This window comes from Paraburkholderia denitrificans (assembly GCF_042655705.1).
GTDB lineage: Bacteria > Pseudomonadota > Gammaproteobacteria > Burkholderiales > Burkholderiaceae > Paraburkholderia > Paraburkholderia denitrificans.
Genome location: NZ_JBHSMP010000045.1, coordinates 1 through 18142, shown reverse-complemented (window position 1 = coordinate 18142; position 18142 = coordinate 1). Strand labels below are relative to the sequence as shown.

The window sequence follows — 18142 nt, the reverse complement described above, 5'->3', positions numbered from 1 at the left end:
TCACACCTTCTCTTCGCGGGCAGCGACGCGACCCGGCACACTGCCGATCGACCCCGCGCCCATCGTAATCACCACATCGCCGTCGCGCACCATTGCGGCAAGCGCGTTCGGCACCTCGTCCACCGTTTCGACGAACACCGGCTCGACCTTGCCCGCCACGCGGATCGCACGCGCGAGCGCACGGCCATCGGCGGCGACGATCGCTGCTTCGCCCGCGGCGTACACATCGGTCAGCACGAGTGCATCGACGGTCGACAGCACTTTGACGAAATCCTCGAAGCAGTCGCGCGTGCGCGTATAGCGGTGCGGCTGGAACGCGAGCACGAGACGGCGCCCGGGAAACGCACCGCGCGCAGCAGCGATGGTCGCGGTCATCTCCACCGGGTGATGGCCGTAATCGTCGATCAACGTGTAAGTGCCGCCGCCGTTGACCGCAATCTCGCCGTAGCGCTGGAAGCGGCGGCCCACGCCGTTGAATTCGGCGAGCGCGCGCTGGATGTCCGCGTCCTTCACTTCGAGTTCGCTCGCAATCGCAATCGCGGCCAACGCGTTCTGGACATTGTGCGTACCGGGAAGGTTCAACACGATGTCGAGCGACGGCGCATCTTCGCGCATCGCCGTGAAATACATCTTGCCGTCGCGCGCGACGACGTTGACCGCGCGCACCTGCGCCTCGGGCGCGAAGCCGTAACGGATGATCGGCTTCGAGACGAACGGCAGGATCTGCTTCACGTTCGGGTCGTCGACGCAGAGCACCGCGATGCCGTAGAACGGCAGCCGGTGCGTGAATTCGATAAACGCCTGCTTCAGGCGCGCGAAGTCGTGCCCGTAGGTGTCCATGTGATCGGCGTCGATGTTCGTGATGACTTCGATCACCGGAAGAAGATTGAGGAACGAGGCGTCCGACTCGTCGGCTTCCGCGACGATGAAGTCGCCCGTGCCGAGCCGCGCGTTCGCGCCCGCGCTGATGAGGCGCCCGCCGATCACGAAGGTCGGATCGAGTCCGCCCGCGGCGAGCACGCTCGCGACGAGCGACGTGGTCGTGGTCTTGCCGTGCGTGCCCGCAATCGCGATGCCCTGCTTCAGGCGCATGAGTTCCGCGAGCATCACCGCGCGCGGCACGATCGGCACGCGCAGATGGCGCGCCGCGAGCACTTCGGGGTTGTCGCTGCGCACGGCGGTCGAGACGACCACGGCATTCGCGCCTTCGATGTTCTGCGCGTCATGGCCGATGGCGATGCGCGCGCCGAGCGCGGCGAGACGGTCGGTGACCGCGTTCTGCGTGAGGTCCGAGCCGCTGACCTGATAGCCGAGCGTGATGAGCACTTCGGCGATGCCGCTCATGCCCGCGCCGCCGATTCCGACGAAATGAATATGTTTGACGATGTGTTTCATTGCTTTCCTCCCGGACTGCCACCGGCCACGGCCGCGCAAATGCTTGCGACCTGATCGGCGGCGTCGGGTTTCGCGAGCGCGCGGGCGCGCCCAGCCATTTCCGCCAGCGATTGTCTGGTTTGTTGCCGCAGCCATCCGGCGAGCGATTCCGCCGTCAGGTCGCGTTGCTGCACCACGCGCGCCGCGCCTTTGTCGGCAAGGAATGCGGCGTTGGTGGTCTGATGGTCGTCCACGGCGAACGGGAACGGCACGAAGCACGCCGCCACGCCCACCGCAGCGATTTCGGCCACGGTCATCGCACCCGAGCGGCAGATCACGAGATCCGCGTCCTCATAGGCGCTCGCCATGTCGTCGATGAACGGCACGAGCCGCACCGAGTCGTCGGCTGCTGCCGGGTCGAGCAGGCCCGCTTCGACGTAGTTGGCCTTCAGCGCGTCGATGTGCTTCGCACCCGCCTGATGCACGACGCGCGGACGCTCGCCTTGCGCGATGAGCGCGAGCGCGCGAGGCACCACGTCGTTGAGCGCCGCCGCGCCGAGGCTGCCGCCGACGACGAGCACGCGCAGCGGACCGCTGCGTGCCGCGTAGCGCGCCTGCGGCTCGCCGACGTGTTCGAGTTCCTCGCGGATCGGATTGCCGGTCCACTCGGCGTGCGGCAGCGCGCCGGGAAACGCGACGAGCACGCGCTTCGCGAGCTTCGCCAGCACCTTGTTGGCGAGGCCCGCAATAGAGTTCTGTTCGTGCAGCACGAGCGGCGCGCCCGATAGCGCGCTCATCACGCCCGCCGGGAACGTGATGTAGCCGCCCATGCCGAGCACGACATCGGGCTTCACGCGCGCGAGCGCCGCGCGGCTCTGCGTGAATGCGCGCAGCAGGTTGAGCGGCAGCATCAGCTTCGTCTTGATGCCCTTGCCGCGCACGCCGCCGAAGCGCACGAATTCCATCGGAATGCCGTGCTTCGGCACGAGCGTCGCTTCCATGCCCGCGGGATTGCCGAGCCACACGACGCGCCAGCCCCACGACTGCATGCGGTGCGCGACCGCGAGCCCGGGGAACACATGTCCGCCCGTGCCGCCAGCCATCACCATGAGCGTGCGGTTCATACCTTCCCCCCACGCATCAGCACGCGATTCTCGTAATCCACGCGCAACAGCAGCGCGACGGCGACGCAGTTGAGCAGAATGCCAGAGCCGCCGTAGCTCACGAGCGGCAGCGTGAGGCCCTTGGTCGGCAGCAGGCCGAGGTTCACGCCCATGTTGATGAACGCCTGCGCGCCGAACCACACGCCGATGCCCTTCGCGACGAGCCCCGCGAACGTGCGGTCGAGCGCGAGCGCCTGGCGGCCGATCTCGAACGAGCGGCGCACGATCCAGTAGAACAGCAGGATCACGATCAGCACGCCGACAAAACCGAGTTCCTCGCCGATCACGGCGAGGATGAAGTCGGTGTGCGCTTCGGGCAGATAGTTGAGCTTCTCGACGCTGCCGCCCAGCCCGACGCCGAACCACTCGCCGCGCCCGAATGCGATCAGCGAGTGCGTGAGCTGGTAGGCCTTGCCCTGCGCGTAGCGGTCGTCCCACGGATCGAGATACGCGAAGATCCGCTCGCGCCGCCAGGGCGATGCCCACACGAGCAGCGAGAACGTGCCGACCGCTGTCGCAACGAGGCCGCCGAACAGCTTGCCGTTCACGCCGCCGAGAAACAGCACGCCCATCGCGATTGCGGCGATCACCATGAACGCGCCCATGTCGGGTTCGAGCAGCAGCAGCGCGCCGACGACGCCGACCGCGAACGCCATCGGCAAAAAGCCCTTGGCGAAGCTGTGCATGTATTCCTGCTTGCGCACCGTGTAGTTCGCCGCGTAGATCGTCACGGCGAGCTTCATGATTTCCGACGGCTGCATGTTGGTGACGCCGAGCGGAATCCAGCGGCGCGCGCCGTTGACGCCCTTGCCGATGTGCGGAATCAGCACGACGACAAGCATCGCGAGCACGATGATGAAGAGCTTCGGCGCGTAGCGGTCCCACGTCGAAACGGGGATGCGGAACGCGATCAGCGCCGCAATCGCGGCGACCGCGAGCGAAATGAGGTGGCGCAAGAGGAACGCGTAGTCGTGATACGAGGCGTACTTCGGCGAATCGGGCATGGCGATCGACGCCGAATACACCATCACGACGCCGAGCCCGAGCAGCGCGATCACGGCCCACACGAGCGAGTGATCGTAGTCCAGCATGCGCGAGCGCGCGGGCCGCACGCCGCTGACGACGCTCGCGAGCCCGCTCGCGCGGGCCGCTGCACCGCCCGATGCCCCATCCTGGCCGCCACGCTCGCCGAGGAATCGCGAACCGAACCGTTCGGACCAGCTCATATCATCGTCCCCCGTTCAGCGGCGATTTCCTCGACCGTATCGTGGAACACGGCCGCGCGATGGGCGTAGTTTTTGAACATGTCGAGGCTCGCGCACGCAGGCGAGAGCAGCACGACGTCGCCGGGTTGCGCGAGCGCCGTGGCGGCGCGCGTTGCGGCTTCGAGCGTCGGGTGATCGTCGATGACGACGCCGGTCGGCTCCAGCGCGGCGCGAATCTGCGGCGCGTCGCGGCCGATCAGCATCACCGCGCGGCACCAGCGCGCCACCGGGGCCGCGAGCGGCTCGAAATCCTGGCCCTTGCCGTCGCCGCCCGCGATCAGCACCGCGCGCTGCGCGAGGCCGTCGAGCGCGGCGACCGTCGCGCCGACGTTCGTGCCCTTGCTGTCGTCGACGTAGTCGATGCCTTCGATCGACGCGATCAACTCCACGCGATGCGGCTCGCCGCGATAGTCGCGCAGGCCGTGCAGCAGCGGTGCCGCAGGCAGGTCGATTGCGCGCGTGAGCGCGAGCGCCGCCAGCGCGTTCGCAGCGTTGTGCAGGCCGCGAATGCGCAGCGCGTCCGCAGGCATCAGACGCTTGATGCCGAGGTTCGCGGACGCGCTTTCCTGCTGCTTGCGGCGGCGCGCGGAAACCGGTTCGTCCGTCGCGTCGCGGTCATACGCCTGCACGAGCCACAGCATGCCGTTCTCGCGCGAGAGGCCGTAGTCGCCATCGCGCTGCGGTTCGTCGAGGCCGAACGTCACTGCAGTCACGGCGCGCGCAGCGCTGTCGGCCACGGGCGCGAGCGCCATCACGCGCGCATCGTCGCGATTGAGCACGCGTGTGGTCTGCGGCCCGAAGATACGGCCCTTCGCGGCGGCGTAGGCATCCATGCCGCCGTGCCAGTCGAGGTGATCCTGCGTGATGTTGAGAACAGCGGCCGCGTCCGGCGCGAACGTTTGCGATGTCTCAAGCTGGAAGCTCGACAATTCGAGCACCCAGACATCGGGCAGCGCGGTGTTGTCGATAGCGTCCGCAAGCTTGTCGAGCATCGCCGGGCTGATGTTGCCCGCGACCGCGACGCGCTTGCCCGCGCGCTCGCAGAGCATGCCCGTGAGGCTCGTCGTCGTGGTCTTGCCGTTCGTGCCGGTGATCGCGAGCACCTTCGGCGTGTAGCCGCTCTCGCCGAGATGACGCAGCGCCTGAGCAAAGAGTTCGAGTTCGCCCCAGACATCGATACCGCGCTCGCGCGCCGCCGCGATCAGCGGCACGAGGTCGGCGGCAAGCGGCGAGAGGCCGGGGCTCATCGCGACGAGATCGACGCCGTCGAGCAACGCGGTCGTGAACGACCCGCCGATGAAATCGGCGTCGATGCCGCGTGCGGCGAGTTCGGGCAAGCCGGGCGGCGCCACGCGCGTGTCGGCAATGCGCAGGCGGCAACCGTGCCTGGCGCACCAGCGCGCCATCGCGAGGCCCGATTCGCCGAGCCCCAGCACGAGCACCATCGGCTTTTGCCGATCCCGAAACTTCTCGCCAAACATCGCTTGATTCCCTTGGTTACTTGCCAGTTGGACTGCTTGTTTAACCTGCTGACTCAGCGCAACTTGAGCGTGGACAGACCGAACAGACACAGCATCAGCGTGATGATCCAGAAACGCACGACAACCTGCGTCTCCTTCCAGCCCGACAATTCGAAGTGGTGATGCAGCGGCGCCATCTTGAAGATGCGGCGGCCTTCGCCGAAACGCTTCTTCGTGTACTTGAACCATGTGACCTGCAGCATCACGGAGAGCGTTTCCGCGACGAAAATGCCGCCCATGATGAAGAGCACGATCTCCTGGCGCACGATCACGGCGATGGTGCCGAGCGCGCCGCCGAGCGCGAGTGCGCCCACGTCGCCCATGAACACCTGTGCGGGATACGTGTTGAACCAGAGAAACGCGAGCCCGGCCCCGCCCATCGCCGAGCAGAAGATCATCAACTCGCCCGCGCCGGGAATGTGCGGGAACAGCAGATACTTCGAATACACCGAGCTGCCCATCACATAGGCGAACACGCCGAGCGAGCCGCCGACGAGCACGACCGGCATGATGACGAGGCCGTCGAGGCCATCGGTGAGATTGACGGCGTTGCTCGCGCCGACGATCACGAAATACGTGAGCGCGATGAAGCCCCACACGCCGAGCGGATAGCTGATCGACTTGAGGAACGGCAGCAAGAGGTCGGCGCGCGCGGGCAGGCCGATCGAAAAACCGCTTCTGACCCACGCCATGAAGAGGTCGAACACGCGCACGTTGTTCGCCTCGGACACGCTGAACGCGAGATACACGGCCGCGAAAAGACCGATCACCGACTGCCAGAAATACTTCTCGCGCGACGACATCCCGCGCGGGTCCTTGTAGACGACCTTACGATAGTCGTCCACCCAGCCGATCATGCCGAAGCCGAACGTGACGAGCATCACGATCCAGATGAAGCGGTTCGTGAGATCGCCCCAGAGCAGCGTGGATACCGCGATGCCCATGAGGATCAGCACGCCGCCCATCGTCGGCGTGCCCGATTTCACGAGGTGCGTCTGCGGACCGTCCGTGCGCACCGCCTGGCCGACCTTCATCTCGGTCAGCTTGCGGATGACCCACGGGCCGCAGAAAAGTCCGATCGCCATCGCGGTGATGGTCGCCATCACCGCACGGAACGTCAGATAACTGAACACGCGCAAGAAGCTTGCGTCATTCTGCAGCCATTGCGCCAGCGCCAGTAGCATGCCTTGGATTCCTTCGTATTTCAGTGCGCGCCGGATTTGGCATCCGGCGCAGGATTGTGCGGATTCGTGAGTGCCGCCACCACGCGTTCCATCTTCATGAAGCGCGAGCCTTTCACGAGTAACGTTGCGCCGGAACCGTAACCGGCCGCCGAGAGCGCATTCACCAGTTCGCCGACACCGGCCGCATGCAGCGCGTTCGCGCCGAATGCCGCCGAGCTGTCGCGCGCGGCGTCGCCGAGCGTGTAAAGCGCATCGATGCCGCGCTCTTTCGCATACGCGCCCACCTCGCGGTGAAACGCCGGACCGTCGTCGCCGACTTCGCCCATGTCGCCGAGCACCAGCACGCGCGGTGCGGCGCACTGCGCGAGCACGTCGATTGCCGCGCGCACGGAGTCCGGGTTCGCGTTGTAGGTGTCATCGATCACCGCAGCGCCCGCAAGTTCCCCGAGCAGCGCATGTTTCACCTGCAAACGCCCCTTCACCGGCACGAACGCTTCGAGCCCGCGGCGGATCGCATCGAGCGAAACACCGGCTGCGAGCGCCGCCGCCGTCGCGGCAAGCGCGTTGTGGGCGTTGTGCGCGCCGAGCACCTGCAGTTCGACTTCGAGATGACCTTCCGGCGTGGCGATGGAGAGGCGATTGGCCGTGAGCTTGTCCGCGAGCTTGCCCGCGAATTTGCCCGTGACAGCCGCATCGACGGCGCGCTCGTCGGTATGAAGCGCAAAATCGAGCACCCGCGAGCCGGTCGCGGCGATGTGCCAGAGGCCCGCGTACGCGTCATCGGCGGGAAACACCGCGACGCCTTCGGGCTTCAAGGCGTGGATCACGCTCGCGTGTTCGAGCGCGACAGCTTCCACCGTCGCCATGAATTCCTGATGTTCGCGTTGCGCGTTGTTGATCACCGCGACAGTCGGCTCCGCGAACTGTGCGAGCAACTCCGTTTCGCCCGGATGGTTCATCCCGAGTTCCACGACGGCGAGGCGATGTGCGCCGGACAGGCGCAGTAGCGTGAGCGGCACGCCGATATCGTTGTTGAGGTTTCCAGCGGTCGCGAGCCGACCGTCTTCGCCGACTGCCGCAGCGAAGATCGACGCGATCATTTCCTTGACGGTCGTCTTGCCGTTGCTGCCCGTCACCGCGACGAGCGGCAGCGCGAAACGCCGCCGCCAGCCAAGCGCGAGCGCGCCGAGCGCCGTGCGTGTGTCGCCCACGCGCAGCGCCGGAATGCGCCAGTCGCCGGGACTGCGCGACACCAGCACCGCGCTTACGTGGCGGTTCGCCACTTCGGGCAGAAAGTCGTGCGCGTCGAAACGCTCGCCCTTGAGGGCGACGAACAGATCGCCGGGACCGGCCGTGCGGCTGTCGGTCGACACGCGCTCGAACGTGGCGTGCTCGTCGCCGAGCACACTCGCACCCGGAATCAGCGCTGCCGCTTCGAGCAGGGAAAACATCGTCATTCACCGCCTCCGCGCCCGTGCGTGGCACGAGCAGCGAGAGCAAGCCGCGCGTGGTCCTGATCGGAGAACGCACGCTTCTTGCCCATGATTTCCTGAGTCGCCTCGTGCCCCTTGCCGGCCAGCACGACGACGTCTTCGCGCGCCGCGCCGCGCACCGCTTGCAGGATCGCGCTCGCGCGGTCCTCGACACGGCGCGCGTGCTCTACATCGCGCATGCCGCCGACGATCTGGTCGATGATCGCGGCAGGCGATTCGCTGCGCGGGTTGTCGCTCGTCACGACGACATGGTCGGCCAGACGCTCGGCGATGGCGCCCATCAGCGGACGCTTGGTCGCGTCGCGGTCGCCGCCGCAGCCGAACATGCACACGAGCTGGCCGCCGCGTGCCGCTGCAATCGGGCGCAGCGCTTCGAGCGTTTTTTCGAGCGCGTCGGGCGTGTGCGCGTAATCGATCACGACGAGCGGCTCGTCATGATCGACGCGGCCGCCCAGGCGCTCCATGCGGCCGTTCACCGGCTGCAGCTTCGCCAGTTCGCCGAGCGCCGCGACGAGCGGCACGTTCGCCACGAGCAGCGCGCCGAGCACGCCCAGCAGATTGCTCACGTTGAAGAGGCCGAGCGTCTCGACTTCGACTTCAGCTTCGCCCCAGTCGGAGGTTTCGAGGTGGAATGCCGTGCCCGTCGCCGTCGCGCGCACGTTCGAGGCGCGCAGCGAGGCATCGGCGACCGGCGCTTCGGCAGCGGATTTTTCGACGCTGTAGGCGATCGTGCGCGCGTGGCCGCGCGTCGACGCGATCAGGCGGCGGCCTGCTTCATCGTCGGCGTTGATCACTGCCGCACTCAGGCCGGGCCACGCGAAAAGCCGTGCCTTCGCCGCCTCGTAAGCCGCGAACGTACGGTGATAGTCGAGGTGATCCTGGGTGAGATTCGTGAAGATCGCGACGTCGAACGACGTGCCGTTCACGCGGCCCTGATGCAGCGCGTGCGACGACACTTCCATCGCCACCGCGCGCGCGCCGGACGCGCGCAGCTGCGCGAGACTGCGCTGCAGTTGCGGCGCGTCGGGCGTGGTGAAGCCGGTATGCGCGAGCTGGCCGGGAAAGCCGCTGCCGAGCGTGCCGACGATCGCGCACTTCTCGCCGATCGCCGTAAGCGCCGTGGCAACCCACTGGCTGCACGACGTCTTGCCGTTGGTGCCGGTCACGCCGACCATCAGCATCGCATCGCTCGGGTCGCCATACCAGCCGCTCGCAATCTCACCGGCCAGCATGTCGAGCTGCGGCACCGCGAGCGACATCGACGCATCCGGCTGGCCCGCGAACCCTTCCGGCTGATAAAGAATGGCGGCCGCACCGCGTTCGATCGCGTTGTCGATGTGCGCGCGATTGTCCGCGCCGTCGACGGCATAGGCGACGAACACGTCGCCCGGTTTCAAGCCGCGCGTGTCGGCGTGCAAGGCGGCCTGCGGCGCGGCGTGCGCACGCAGCCACGCGAGCGCGTCCGCGATCTGCTGGTGCGCGGGATGCCGGTTGCGCATTGCGCTCATCGGACGACTCCTGGGCTGTTCCTGGCGTTTTCGGCGACGGTCAGGCGACGCGCCGTTGCGGCGGGTTTCTTCGCCGCATTCGGTGCAGCAATCGCTGCGGTATTCGCTGCTGTATTCGGTGTAGCAACTGCGCGCTTGTCCGGCGCGGCGGCGACCACACCGGAAGCCGGCGTGTTCGAAGCTGTATCGCGCGCGGTGTCGTCGGATACGACGAGCTGCTTGACGGGCATGTCGGGCGGCACGTTCAGCGAGCGCAGCGTGTCGCCGGCGATCGCCGAGAACACCGGACCCGACACCGCGCCGCCGAAGTGGCTGCCGGCAGTCGGCTCGTCGATCGACACGGCGACGACAATGCGCGGATTCGGCATCGGCGCCATGCCGACGAACGACGCACGGTACTTCGACTTGTCGTAGCCGTGGGCCTCATGTTTGTACGCGGTGCCCGACTTGCCGCCCACGCGATAGCCCGGCACGGCCGCAGCCGGCGACGTGCCCTGGGTCGACACCACGCTTTCCAGCATCGTGCGCACTTCGCGCGCCGTGGTCGGCGAGAACACCTGCGTGCCGGCCACAGGCTGGTCGTCGCCCGGGTGGCGGAAGATCGTGACGGGCAGGATCTGGCCGTCGTGGGCAATCGCCGTGTACGCGCGCGCGAGCTGGAACAGCGACACCGAAAGGCCGTAACCGTACGACATCGTCGCCTGTTCGATGCGGCGCCAGCTTTTCCACGGACGCAGGCGGCCCGCCGCCGCGCCGGGGAATCCGACCTTCGGCGCCTGACCGAGTCCGATGCTCGTGTACATGTCCCACATTTCTTCGGGCTTGAGCGTCATCGCGATCTTGGTCGCGCCGATATTGCTCGACTTCTGGATCACGCCGCCCACCGTGAGCACGCCGAACGCGGCGTCGTCGGTGATGGTCGCGCCGTCCAGCGTGAAGTGACCGGGGCCCGTATCCACCAGTGTAGTCGGCGAGACGCGGTGCAAATCCAGCGCGAGCGACACCGTGAACGGCTTCATGATCGAGCCCGGCTCGAACACGTCGGTGAGGATGCGGTTGCGCAACTGCTCGCCCGTAAGGTGCGAGCGGTCGTTCGGGTTGTAGGTGGGGAAATTGACGAGCGCGAGCACTTCGCCGGTGCGCACGTCGACGACCATCGCCGCGCCGGCCTTCGCCTTGAACTTCTCGATGGCGGCCTTCAGGTTCGACCAGGCGATGTACTGGATCTTGCTGTCGATCGACAACCGCACGTCCTGCCCGTCGTGTGGCACGACCTGCTCGTCCAGATCCTCGACCACGTGCCCCATGCGGTCCTTGATGACGTGACGGATGCCCGGCATGCCTTCGAGAATCTTCTGGTTGCTGAGCTCGATGCCTTCCTGGCCCTCGTCCTCGACGTTCGTGAAGCCGATCAGGTGAGCGGTCACCTCGCCTTCCGGATAGAAGCGCTTGTATTCGTTGCGCTGATAGATGCCCGGAATGTCGAGCGCCGTCACTTTGGCGGCGACCTCGAGCGGCACCTGGCGCTTCACGTAGACGAAGTTCTTGTCCTCGGAGAGCTTCTTGCGCAGATCGGTCGTCGACATGTCGAGCAGCTGGCCGAGCTGCGTGAGCTTGTCAGCGCCGAGGTCGTCGGGCACGTCTTCGGGAATGGCCCAGATGGCGCGCACGGGCAGGCTCGTCGCGAGGACGAGCCCGTTGCGGTCGAGGATCTTGCCGCGCGTGGCGGGCAATTCGACCGTGCGCTGATAGCGGCTTTCGCCCTGCTTCTGATAGAACGCGTTGCCCGGGCCCTGGATCCAGAACGCGCGCGCGGCCAGCGCGACGAACGCCATGAACAGCAGGAACACGACGAGCTTCGAGCGCCACATCGGCAGGCGCACGGACAGGATCGGATTCGACGAAAAGGCGACGCTCTTGCGGCTATTGCCTTTTTTCATCGCGTGCCTCCGCGACGGCTGGTAGGAGCGGCCGGGGCGGAGGCCGGCGCCGACGTGGGCACCGGCGCGTCCGAGGCGGCAGTCGCCCCGGGCGCGAGAGTCAGGTATTGCGTGCGTCCGGTCGCGACGGCTTGCATCTTGAGTGAATCGGTGGCGATCTGTTCGATGCGCGATGTCCTCGACAGCGCGCTCTGCTGATACTGAAGTTGTGCGTAGTCCTGCTGGAGCTGGCGCTCCTGCGACTGCGCACGCTGCAGCTGGATGAAGATCTGGCGCTGCTGATTGGTGGCGTTGACGACCGACAACGCACAGCCCATCACGACGATCAGCAGGAAGATGTTCAGGCGGTTCATGGCGCGACGCGCTCCGCAATGCGCATCACGGCCGAACGGGCGCGCGGGTTCGCGGCGACTTCGGCGTCGCTCGCGAACACGCGGCCGAGCAGCTTGAGCGGCGGGCTCGGCAAATCGACGGCGCGGATCGGCAAGCGGCGGTCAACGGCGGGCGCGCTTGCGTGCGCCTGCATGAACCGCTTGACGATCCGGTCTTCGAGCGAATGAAAGCTGATGACCACCAGCCGCCCCCCCTGCTCCAGCGCGGACAACGCTGCTTCTAGAACGACTTGCAGCTCCGCAAGCTCTTGATTGACGTGAATCCGTATAGCCTGAAAGGTGCGGGTTGCCGGGTCCTTACCCTTCTCACGGGTTTTGACGACGTTAGCCACGATTTGGGCAAGCTCGCCCGTGCTGACGAGAGGCCCGAGACGGTCGGACTCTGCCCGGCGAGCAACAAGCGCCTTTGCAATCTGAAAAGCAAACCGTTCTTCCCCATAATCTCGAATCACCTCCGTCAGTTCCTGCAACGTGGCCCGAGCGAGCCAGTCAGCGGCAGACTCGCCGCGCGTCGGGTCCATCCGCATGTCGAGCGGACCGTCCGCGCGGAAACTGAAACCGCGCTGCGGGTCGTCGACTTGCGGCGACGACACGCCAAGATCCAGCAGCACTCCCGACACACGCCCTACCCCGCGCGACGCCAGAGCGTCGCGCAGCGAAGCAAAACTCTCGTGCACGATGGCGAAACGCGGATCCTCGATCGTCGCGGCCTCGGCGATCGCGAGCGGATCCTTGTCGAACGCGATCAGGCGCCCGCCATCGGCGAGCCGGCCGAGGATCGCGCGGCTGTGCCCGCCTCGCCCGAACGTGCCGTCCACATAGAGGCCGTCCGCACGCGTGACGAGTGCATCGACCGCTTCGTCGAGCAGCACCGTGCGATGCTGCAGTCCCTGTCCCATCGCAGATGCCATAGCTTTTTAAACCGCGATCAGAACGTGAAATTCTTCAAGGCGTCGGGCATGCCCTGGGCCATCGCGGCCTGCTCCTTGGCCGCGTAGGTCTGCGCATCCCACAACTCAAAATGACTACCCATGCCAAGCAGCATGACTTCCTTTTCCATTCCCGCCGCAAGACGTAATTCAGGTGAGACGAGCACACGGCCCGCGCTGTCGACGTCGACATCGGACGCATTGCCGAGAAAAATCCGGCGCCACCAGTGCGCATCCATCGGCAAGGCGGCGACCTTCGCGCGGAACACTTCCCATTCGGGGCGCGGAAATAGCAACAGGCAGCCGTCCGGGTGCTTGGTGATCGTCACCCGTCCCTCTGCCTGTTGTTGCAGCGCGTCCCGATAGCGCGACGGAATCGACATCCGTCCTTTCGCATCAAGAGTCAGCGCCGACGCCCCCTGGAACAATTTGCTCCCCCTCAAACGGCGGCACTGGCCAACCGTCTCAATTCAAAAATTTACCCGAATAGGCCCCGGAAATCACACAAAAATACACTTTCTCACACTGTCTCCCACTTTAGAGGAACGTCCAACAAGGGTCAAGGGACGCCGCTCGCTTTTTCACGAAATTTGTCCGATAGAACAATGACTTAGCGGCATTTCCCAAGGTCAGGTGAAAAATAAAAAACCGTTACGAATGAATGAGCTAACGCAGGTTGTGAAGGTGATACGTGAAAAGCACGAAGAAAACCGCGGGCGGGACTTGATTCGGCGGGAATAAAAGCGCGGGACGAGCTGGATTGGATCGCGTGCAAAACACGGAGCGGCACAGGGCGCCGCTCCGTATCAAAACCTCAAATGTAGTACGCGGTACGCGTCATTATTTTCGACACGGTGCGCATCAGTGCGCGCACCGGCAACGGCAGTTCGACACCGCCCGCATCGGCCGCCGCTTTCGCGTGGGCGATCTCGTCGGCGCGCATCTGCTCGACGATGGCGCGCGATTCGAGATCGGCGGGCGGCAGGCTTTCCAGGTGACCGTCGAGATGGTGTTCCACCTGGCGCTCGGTTTCGGCCATGAAACCGAGACTCACCTTGTCGCCAAAGCGGCCCGCGGCCAGACCGATCGCCACCGCGCCCGCATACCAGAGCGGATTGAGCAGGCTCGGGCGCGCGTCGAGCGCCTGCAGGCGGCGCGCTGTCCATGCGAGGTGATCCTCTTCCTCGCGCGCGGCCCGTTCGAACGCCGCCTTCAGCGTGGACGAACGCGTGGCCAGCTTCTGCGCCTGATAAAGGGCCTGGGCACACACTTCACCGACATGATTCACGCGCATCAGCCCCGCGGCGTGCGCGCGCTCGGCCTGCGTGAGTTCCGCGGCGGCGGGCGTCATCGTTTCGGCGGATTCGGTGGATTTGGCGGATTCGCCCTCCGAAGACTGGGCAGTCGGTACGGGCATCGGCCGCGTCATCCGGGAAACACCCGTAACGGAGCGCAGGCCCCGATCGAATTCGGTAATCAAATCGTCAAGCGTCATCCAACCTCCCTTTGATTGCTCGAACGGCGGCAAGGCCGTGAACCGCGTTTTTGCAGCTACTGTTGCGGCGACTTTGCGCGGCTGCTTTTGCCAATACAGGAACTCCCGGATCGCAGTCAATCAGGGGCAGCGCCGATAGCAGGCGCATATTTTAGACCATGTTGTGTAAACGAAACAGGTACTTAGAAGCGGCCCGGTTTTATTTTGCGCCGGTCGGCGGGTTTGTTACATTACGTGCAATCTCTCGCGAAGTTGACTGCAGAGACCGACGTCAATAAAAAATCGGCTCCGCGTATAAAACGAAGAAAATCCAGAAACGCTCGGGATCCGACACAGGTTCGAAGAAGAAGAGTTGTAGCAAACTCAAAGGCGCCTTAGGGCGCCTTTTTTCTTTGTGACGGCGCGGCTGCACTTTGGCAGATTCCGGGTTGGACACGCACAAATAAGAAAGGCCCACCCTCGCGGGCAGGCCTAAGTCTTTACCGGTTATCGGCGCCGCTCAAGCGCGGCCGTCGCGCAATTCCCGGCGCAAGATCTTGCCGACGTTGCTCTTCGGCAGCTCGTTGCGGAACTCGACAATTTTCGGACGCTTGTAACCCGTGAGCTGCGTCTTGCAGTAATCGAACACGTCCTTGTCGGTGAGCGTCGGATCCTTCTTCACGATGAAAAGCTTCACCGCCTCGCCGGAATGCTGGTCGGGCACGCCCACTGCCGCCACTTCGAATACGCCTGGCAGCTTCGCGACCACGTCCTCCACCTCGTTCGGATAAACGTTGAAGCCCGAGACGAGAATCATGTCCTTCTTGCGATCGACGAGCTTCACATAGCCGCGCGAGTTCATGAGGCCCACATCGCCCGATTTGAAGAAGCCGTCCGGCGTCATGACCTTCGCCGTCTCCTCCGGCCGCTGCCAGTAGCCCGCCATCACCTGCGGCCCGCGAATGCAGATTTCGCCCGCTTCGCCAATCGGCAATTCGTTGCCCGCATCGTCGCGGATCGAGATTTCCGTCGAGGGAAGCGGCAGACCGATCGTGCCGGTGTATTCGGTCGCCGTCGTCGGATTGCAGGTGACGCTCGGCGAGGTTTCAGACAGACCATAGCCCTCGATGATCGGAGCATGTGTCTTCTCGTACCAGCGCTTCGCCACGGCTTCCTGCACGGCCATGCCGCCGCCGTTGGCAACGAGCAGCTTCGAAAAATCGAGCTTGCCGAAATCCGGGTGATTGAGGACAGCGTTGTAGAGCGTATTCACCGCGGGGAACGTCGTGATCGAGTAGCCCTCGAGTTCCTTGATCATGCCCGCGATGTCGCGCGGGTTCGGGATCAGGACGGCGAGGCCGCCCGTGCGGATCGTCAGCAGGCCGCAGACCGTCAACGCGAACACGTGATAGAGCGGCAGCGCCGCGACCGTCACCGCCTGGACGCTGTCCGGCAGCCTGGCGAGCGCGGGCTCGCTCCATGCCGCGGACTGCAGCACGTTGGCGATCAGATTGCGATGCAGCAGCGTCGCGCCCTTCGAAACGCCGGTCGTGCCGCCCGTGTACTGCAAAAACGCGACGTCGTCGCCCGACTGCTCGACAGGCTGGAACTGTGCGCGCGAACCGGCGGCGATCGCATCGTTGAACCGCACGTGGCCCGGCAAGGTCCACACGGGCACCATCTTCTTCACGCGCCGCACGACGAAATTGACGAGACAGCCCTTCACACCAAGCAGATCGCCCATCGAGGCGACCACGATGTGCTTGACGCTCGTCCTCGCGAGGACGGCATCAAGCGTCGACGCGAAATTCTCAAGGATGACGATCGCTTCGGCACCGCTGTCCTTCAGCTGATGTTCGAGTTCGCGCGGCGTGTAGAGCGGGTTCACGTTCACGACCACGTAGCCCGCGCGCAAGATCGCGGCAAGCGCGACCGGATACTGGAGCACGTTCGGCATCATGATGGCGATGCGTGCGCCGCGCGCGATGCCGCGCGACTGGAACCACGCCCCGAACCGGCGCGAGAGGTCGTCAAGCTGGCCGTAAGTGATCTGCTTGCCCATGCATGCGAAAGCGGGCCTCGTCCGATACGCATTAAAGCTTTCTTCAAGCAGCGCCGTGATCGACGCGTAGCGGCCCGGATCAATTTCCGAGGGAACGCCGGGGGGATACGATTTCAGCCAGACTTTTTCCATGCGGCGTCGTCTCCTTTATTTTTCGAATGGTCGTGCTAAAAACTGGATCGTAGCACGGAAGCATCGGTGCTTAACCCTGCGAATCAGCAAGTTAGATGCAGCACTCGAACGGCGGCGGCACGCGACAAGCGACCAGCCAGCGCAGAGTGTCGCCTTGCCGCCGACATCGACCGCTATCCAGCTCATCGCCTCTTGGGTGTTTTGATCGTTCGAGGATCCCGAAGCGTTAAAGCAAAAAAAGGGGTTGGGCGTAGAATGGTCTATTCAAACCCGGTTCAATCCCGGGTGCTCACCCGCTCGCGCACTGTCCGCCATGAAACTGATCCCGGAAATTCAGTCCGCCCAAGGCGAAATCCAGGCCCTCCGACGAACGATTCACGCTCACCCCGAACTGCGCTACGAAGAAACCAGCACATCTGATCTGGTTGCATCGACGTTAGCAGGATGGGGGATCGACGTACATCGCGGAATGGGCAAAACCGGCGTTGTCGGTGTTCTCAAACGGGGCAACGGCACGCGCTCAGTAGGGCTGCGCGCAGATATGGACGCGCTGCCGATCCACGAACTGAATACCTTCGAGCACCGCTCGCGCAATGAAGGCAAGATGCACGCGTGCGGGCACGATGGCCATATGGCGATGTTGCTCGGCGCAGCCCGATATCTCGCGAAGCACGGGCAGTTCGACGGCACGGTGGTGTTTATCTTCCAGCCTGCCGAAGAGGGCGGCGCGGGGGCGAAAGCGATGATCGAGGATGGGTTGTTCGAGCGCTTTCCCGTCGACGCCGTGTTCGGGATTCATAACTGGCCGGGCATGCCGGCGGGTCACTTCGGCGTGACTGAAGGCCCGATCATGGCATCGAGCAACGAATTCCGGATCGACATTAAAGGCGTCGGTTCACATGCGGCGCTGCCGCACTATGGACACGATCCCGTATTCACCGCGGTGCAGATCGCGAATGCGCTGCAAAGTATCATCACGCGTAACAAGAAGCCGCTCGACACGGCGGTGCTGTCGATCACACAGATTCACGCCGGCGATGCGGTCAATGTCGTACCGAATGACGCGTGGTTGGCCGGGACTGTTCGCACGTTCACTACGGATACGCTCGATCTGATCGAATCGCGGCTACGCAAGATCGTTGCGAGCACGGCCGAAGCCTATGATTGCACCGCTGAGGTGACCTTCCACCGCAACTATCCGCCGACGGTAAACAGCAGCAAGGAAACGCAGTTTGCTGCGGAGGTCATGCGCGAGATAGTCGGTGAGGACCGCGTGAACGCCAGCGTCGAGCCAACAATGGGCGCCGAGGATTTCTCGTTCATGCTGATCGAGAAGCCGGGTTGCTACGCGTTTTTGGGTAACGGCGACGGTGGCCATCGCGATGCGGGCCACGGCGCGGGGCCGTGCATGTTGCACAACGCCAGCTACGATTTCAATGACCAGTTGCTGCCGGTTGGCTCGTCGTATTGGGTGCAGCTTGCGACGAAGTTTCTTGCGCAGAAGTAGATCGTCACGAGCTTGAATGCAGAAAAGCCGTCTTTCGGGACGGCTTTTTCATGTGCGCTGCTTCATGTGCCCTGCGGCTTTAACTGTTCGCCTTGACCGCTGCCGCGCAGCCTCGTCTGCCCCAGGCGGGACGTAAACGCCGAAACCCCGGCGCTCAGGGAGACACCGGGGTTTCGGATACAGCATAAGGAGCCTGACG

The 18142-nt window shown here is 64.8% G+C and carries 14 protein-coding genes; 1 reads left to right on the top strand and 13 read right to left on the bottom strand.

From position 1 onward, the window contains the following. The 13 genes from murC to ACFPTO_RS24610 form a co-directional block, all read right to left on the bottom strand. On the bottom strand, positions 1 to 1395 hold the full coding sequence (murC, locus tag ACFPTO_RS24670; RefSeq protein WP_377715651.1) for a UDP-N-acetylmuramate--L-alanine ligase: 1395 nt from the start codon (positions 1393 to 1395) through the stop codon (positions 1 to 3). Beyond that, positions 1392 to 2498, bottom strand: coding sequence for an undecaprenyldiphospho-muramoylpentapeptide beta-N-acetylglucosaminyltransferase (gene murG, locus ACFPTO_RS24665; protein ID WP_377715649.1), 1107 nt, complete (start codon positions 2496 to 2498; stop codon positions 1392 to 1394). The genes murC and murG overlap by 4 nt, the downstream gene beginning before the upstream one ends. Continuing rightward, positions 2495 to 3763, bottom strand: a complete 1269-nt coding sequence (gene ftsW / locus ACFPTO_RS24660; protein ID WP_377715647.1) for a putative lipid II flippase FtsW — start codon at positions 3761 to 3763, stop codon at positions 2495 to 2497. The genes murG and ftsW overlap by 4 nt, the downstream gene beginning before the upstream one ends. Continuing rightward, entirely contained in the window at positions 3760 to 5283 is a 1524-nt protein-coding gene (murD, locus tag ACFPTO_RS24655) for a UDP-N-acetylmuramoyl-L-alanine--D-glutamate ligase (protein WP_377715645.1), read from the bottom strand. The genes ftsW and murD overlap by 4 nt, the downstream gene beginning before the upstream one ends. Positions 5284 to 5336: 53 nt before the next feature. Further along, complete coding sequence (mraY, locus tag ACFPTO_RS24650; RefSeq protein ID WP_377715643.1) at positions 5337 to 6506, bottom strand: phospho-N-acetylmuramoyl-pentapeptide-transferase; 1170 nt, start codon at positions 6504 to 6506, stop codon at positions 5337 to 5339. Between the two features lie 20 nt (positions 6507 to 6526). Further along, positions 6527 to 7963: a UDP-N-acetylmuramoyl-tripeptide--D-alanyl-D-alanine ligase gene (locus ACFPTO_RS24645; protein WP_377715641.1), complete on the bottom strand. Its 1437-nt coding sequence runs from the start codon at positions 7961 to 7963 to the stop codon at positions 6527 to 6529. Continuing rightward, entirely contained in the window at positions 7960 to 9507 is a 1548-nt protein-coding gene (locus ACFPTO_RS24640; protein WP_377715639.1) for a UDP-N-acetylmuramoyl-L-alanyl-D-glutamate--2,6-diaminopimelate ligase, read from the bottom strand. The genes ACFPTO_RS24645 and ACFPTO_RS24640 overlap by 4 nt, the downstream gene beginning before the upstream one ends. Further along, positions 9504 to 11447 (bottom strand): peptidoglycan D,D-transpeptidase FtsI family protein, encoded by a 1944-nt coding sequence (locus ACFPTO_RS24635; RefSeq protein ID WP_377715637.1) that lies wholly within the window; start codon positions 11445 to 11447, stop codon positions 9504 to 9506. Before ACFPTO_RS24635 ends, ACFPTO_RS24640 begins: the two co-directional genes overlap by 4 nt. Then, complete coding sequence (gene ftsL, locus ACFPTO_RS24630) at positions 11444 to 11800, bottom strand: cell division protein FtsL (RefSeq protein WP_377715635.1); 357 nt, start codon at positions 11798 to 11800, stop codon at positions 11444 to 11446. The genes ACFPTO_RS24635 and ftsL overlap by 4 nt, the downstream gene beginning before the upstream one ends. Further along, positions 11797 to 12738: a 16S rRNA (cytosine(1402)-N(4))-methyltransferase RsmH gene (gene rsmH, locus ACFPTO_RS24625; protein ID WP_377715633.1), complete on the bottom strand. Its 942-nt coding sequence runs from the start codon at positions 12736 to 12738 to the stop codon at positions 11797 to 11799. The genes ftsL and rsmH overlap by 4 nt, the downstream gene beginning before the upstream one ends. 29 nt (positions 12739 to 12767) lie before the next feature. Then, positions 12768 to 13196, bottom strand: a complete 429-nt coding sequence (mraZ, locus tag ACFPTO_RS24620; protein ID WP_028214080.1) for a division/cell wall cluster transcriptional repressor MraZ — start codon at positions 13194 to 13196, stop codon at positions 12768 to 12770. Positions 13197 to 13582: 386 nt separating this feature from the next. Then, positions 13583 to 14263, bottom strand: a complete 681-nt coding sequence (coq7, locus tag ACFPTO_RS24615) for a 2-polyprenyl-3-methyl-6-methoxy-1,4-benzoquinone monooxygenase (RefSeq protein WP_377715631.1) — start codon at positions 14261 to 14263, stop codon at positions 13583 to 13585. Between the two features lie 499 nt (positions 14264 to 14762). Beyond that, positions 14763 to 16436, bottom strand: coding sequence for a long-chain fatty acid--CoA ligase (locus ACFPTO_RS24610; RefSeq protein WP_377715629.1), 1674 nt, complete (start codon positions 16434 to 16436; stop codon positions 14763 to 14765). Positions 16437 to 16749: 313 nt separating this feature from the next. On the opposite strand from ACFPTO_RS24610, the gene ACFPTO_RS24605 reads away from it, so the two are divergent. Next, on the top strand, positions 16750 to 17943 hold the full coding sequence (locus ACFPTO_RS24605; RefSeq protein WP_377715627.1) for a M20 aminoacylase family protein: 1194 nt from the start codon (positions 16750 to 16752) through the stop codon (positions 17941 to 17943). The last annotated feature ends 199 nt before the right edge of the window (positions 17944 to 18142 follow it).

Bases quoted from the DNA above. Each gene is read 5' to 3' on its own strand.
- ftsW (WP_377715647.1), bottom strand. From the start codon at position 3,763: ATGAGCTGGTCCGAACGGTTCGGTTCGCGATTCCTCGGCGAGCGTGGC.
- ACFPTO_RS24635 (WP_377715637.1), bottom strand. From the start codon at position 11,447: ATGAAAAAAGGCAATAGCCGCAAGAGCGTCGCCTTTTCGTCGAATCCG.
- ftsL (WP_377715635.1), bottom strand. From the start codon at position 11,800: ATGAACCGCCTGAACATCTTCCTGCTGATCGTCGTGATGGGCTGTGCG.
- coq7 (WP_377715631.1), bottom strand. From the start codon at position 14,263: ATGACGCTTGACGATTTGATTACCGAATTCGATCGGGGCCTGCGCTCC.
- ACFPTO_RS24610 (WP_377715629.1), bottom strand. From the start codon at position 16,436: ATGGAAAAAGTCTGGCTGAAATCGTATCCCCCCGGCGTTCCCTCGGAA.
- rsmH (WP_377715633.1), bottom strand. From the start codon at position 12,738: ATGGGACAGGGACTGCAGCATCGCACGGTGCTGCTCGACGAAGCGGTC.
- ACFPTO_RS24645 (WP_377715641.1), bottom strand. From the start codon at position 7,963: ATGACGATGTTTTCCCTGCTCGAAGCGGCAGCGCTGATTCCGGGTGCG.
- ACFPTO_RS24605 (WP_377715627.1), top strand. From the start codon at position 16,750: ATGAAACTGATCCCGGAAATTCAGTCCGCCCAAGGCGAAATCCAGGCC.
- murC (WP_377715651.1), bottom strand. From the start codon at position 1,395: ATGAAACACATCGTCAAACATATTCATTTCGTCGGAATCGGCGGCGCG.
- murG (WP_377715649.1), bottom strand. From the start codon at position 2,498: ATGAACCGCACGCTCATGGTGATGGCTGGCGGCACGGGCGGACATGTG.
- mraY (WP_377715643.1), bottom strand. From the start codon at position 6,506: ATGCTACTGGCGCTGGCGCAATGGCTGCAGAATGACGCAAGCTTCTTG.
- murD (WP_377715645.1), bottom strand. From the start codon at position 5,283: ATGTTTGGCGAGAAGTTTCGGGATCGGCAAAAGCCGATGGTGCTCGTG.
- ACFPTO_RS24640 (WP_377715639.1), bottom strand. From the start codon at position 9,507: ATGAGCGCAATGCGCAACCGGCATCCCGCGCACCAGCAGATCGCGGAC.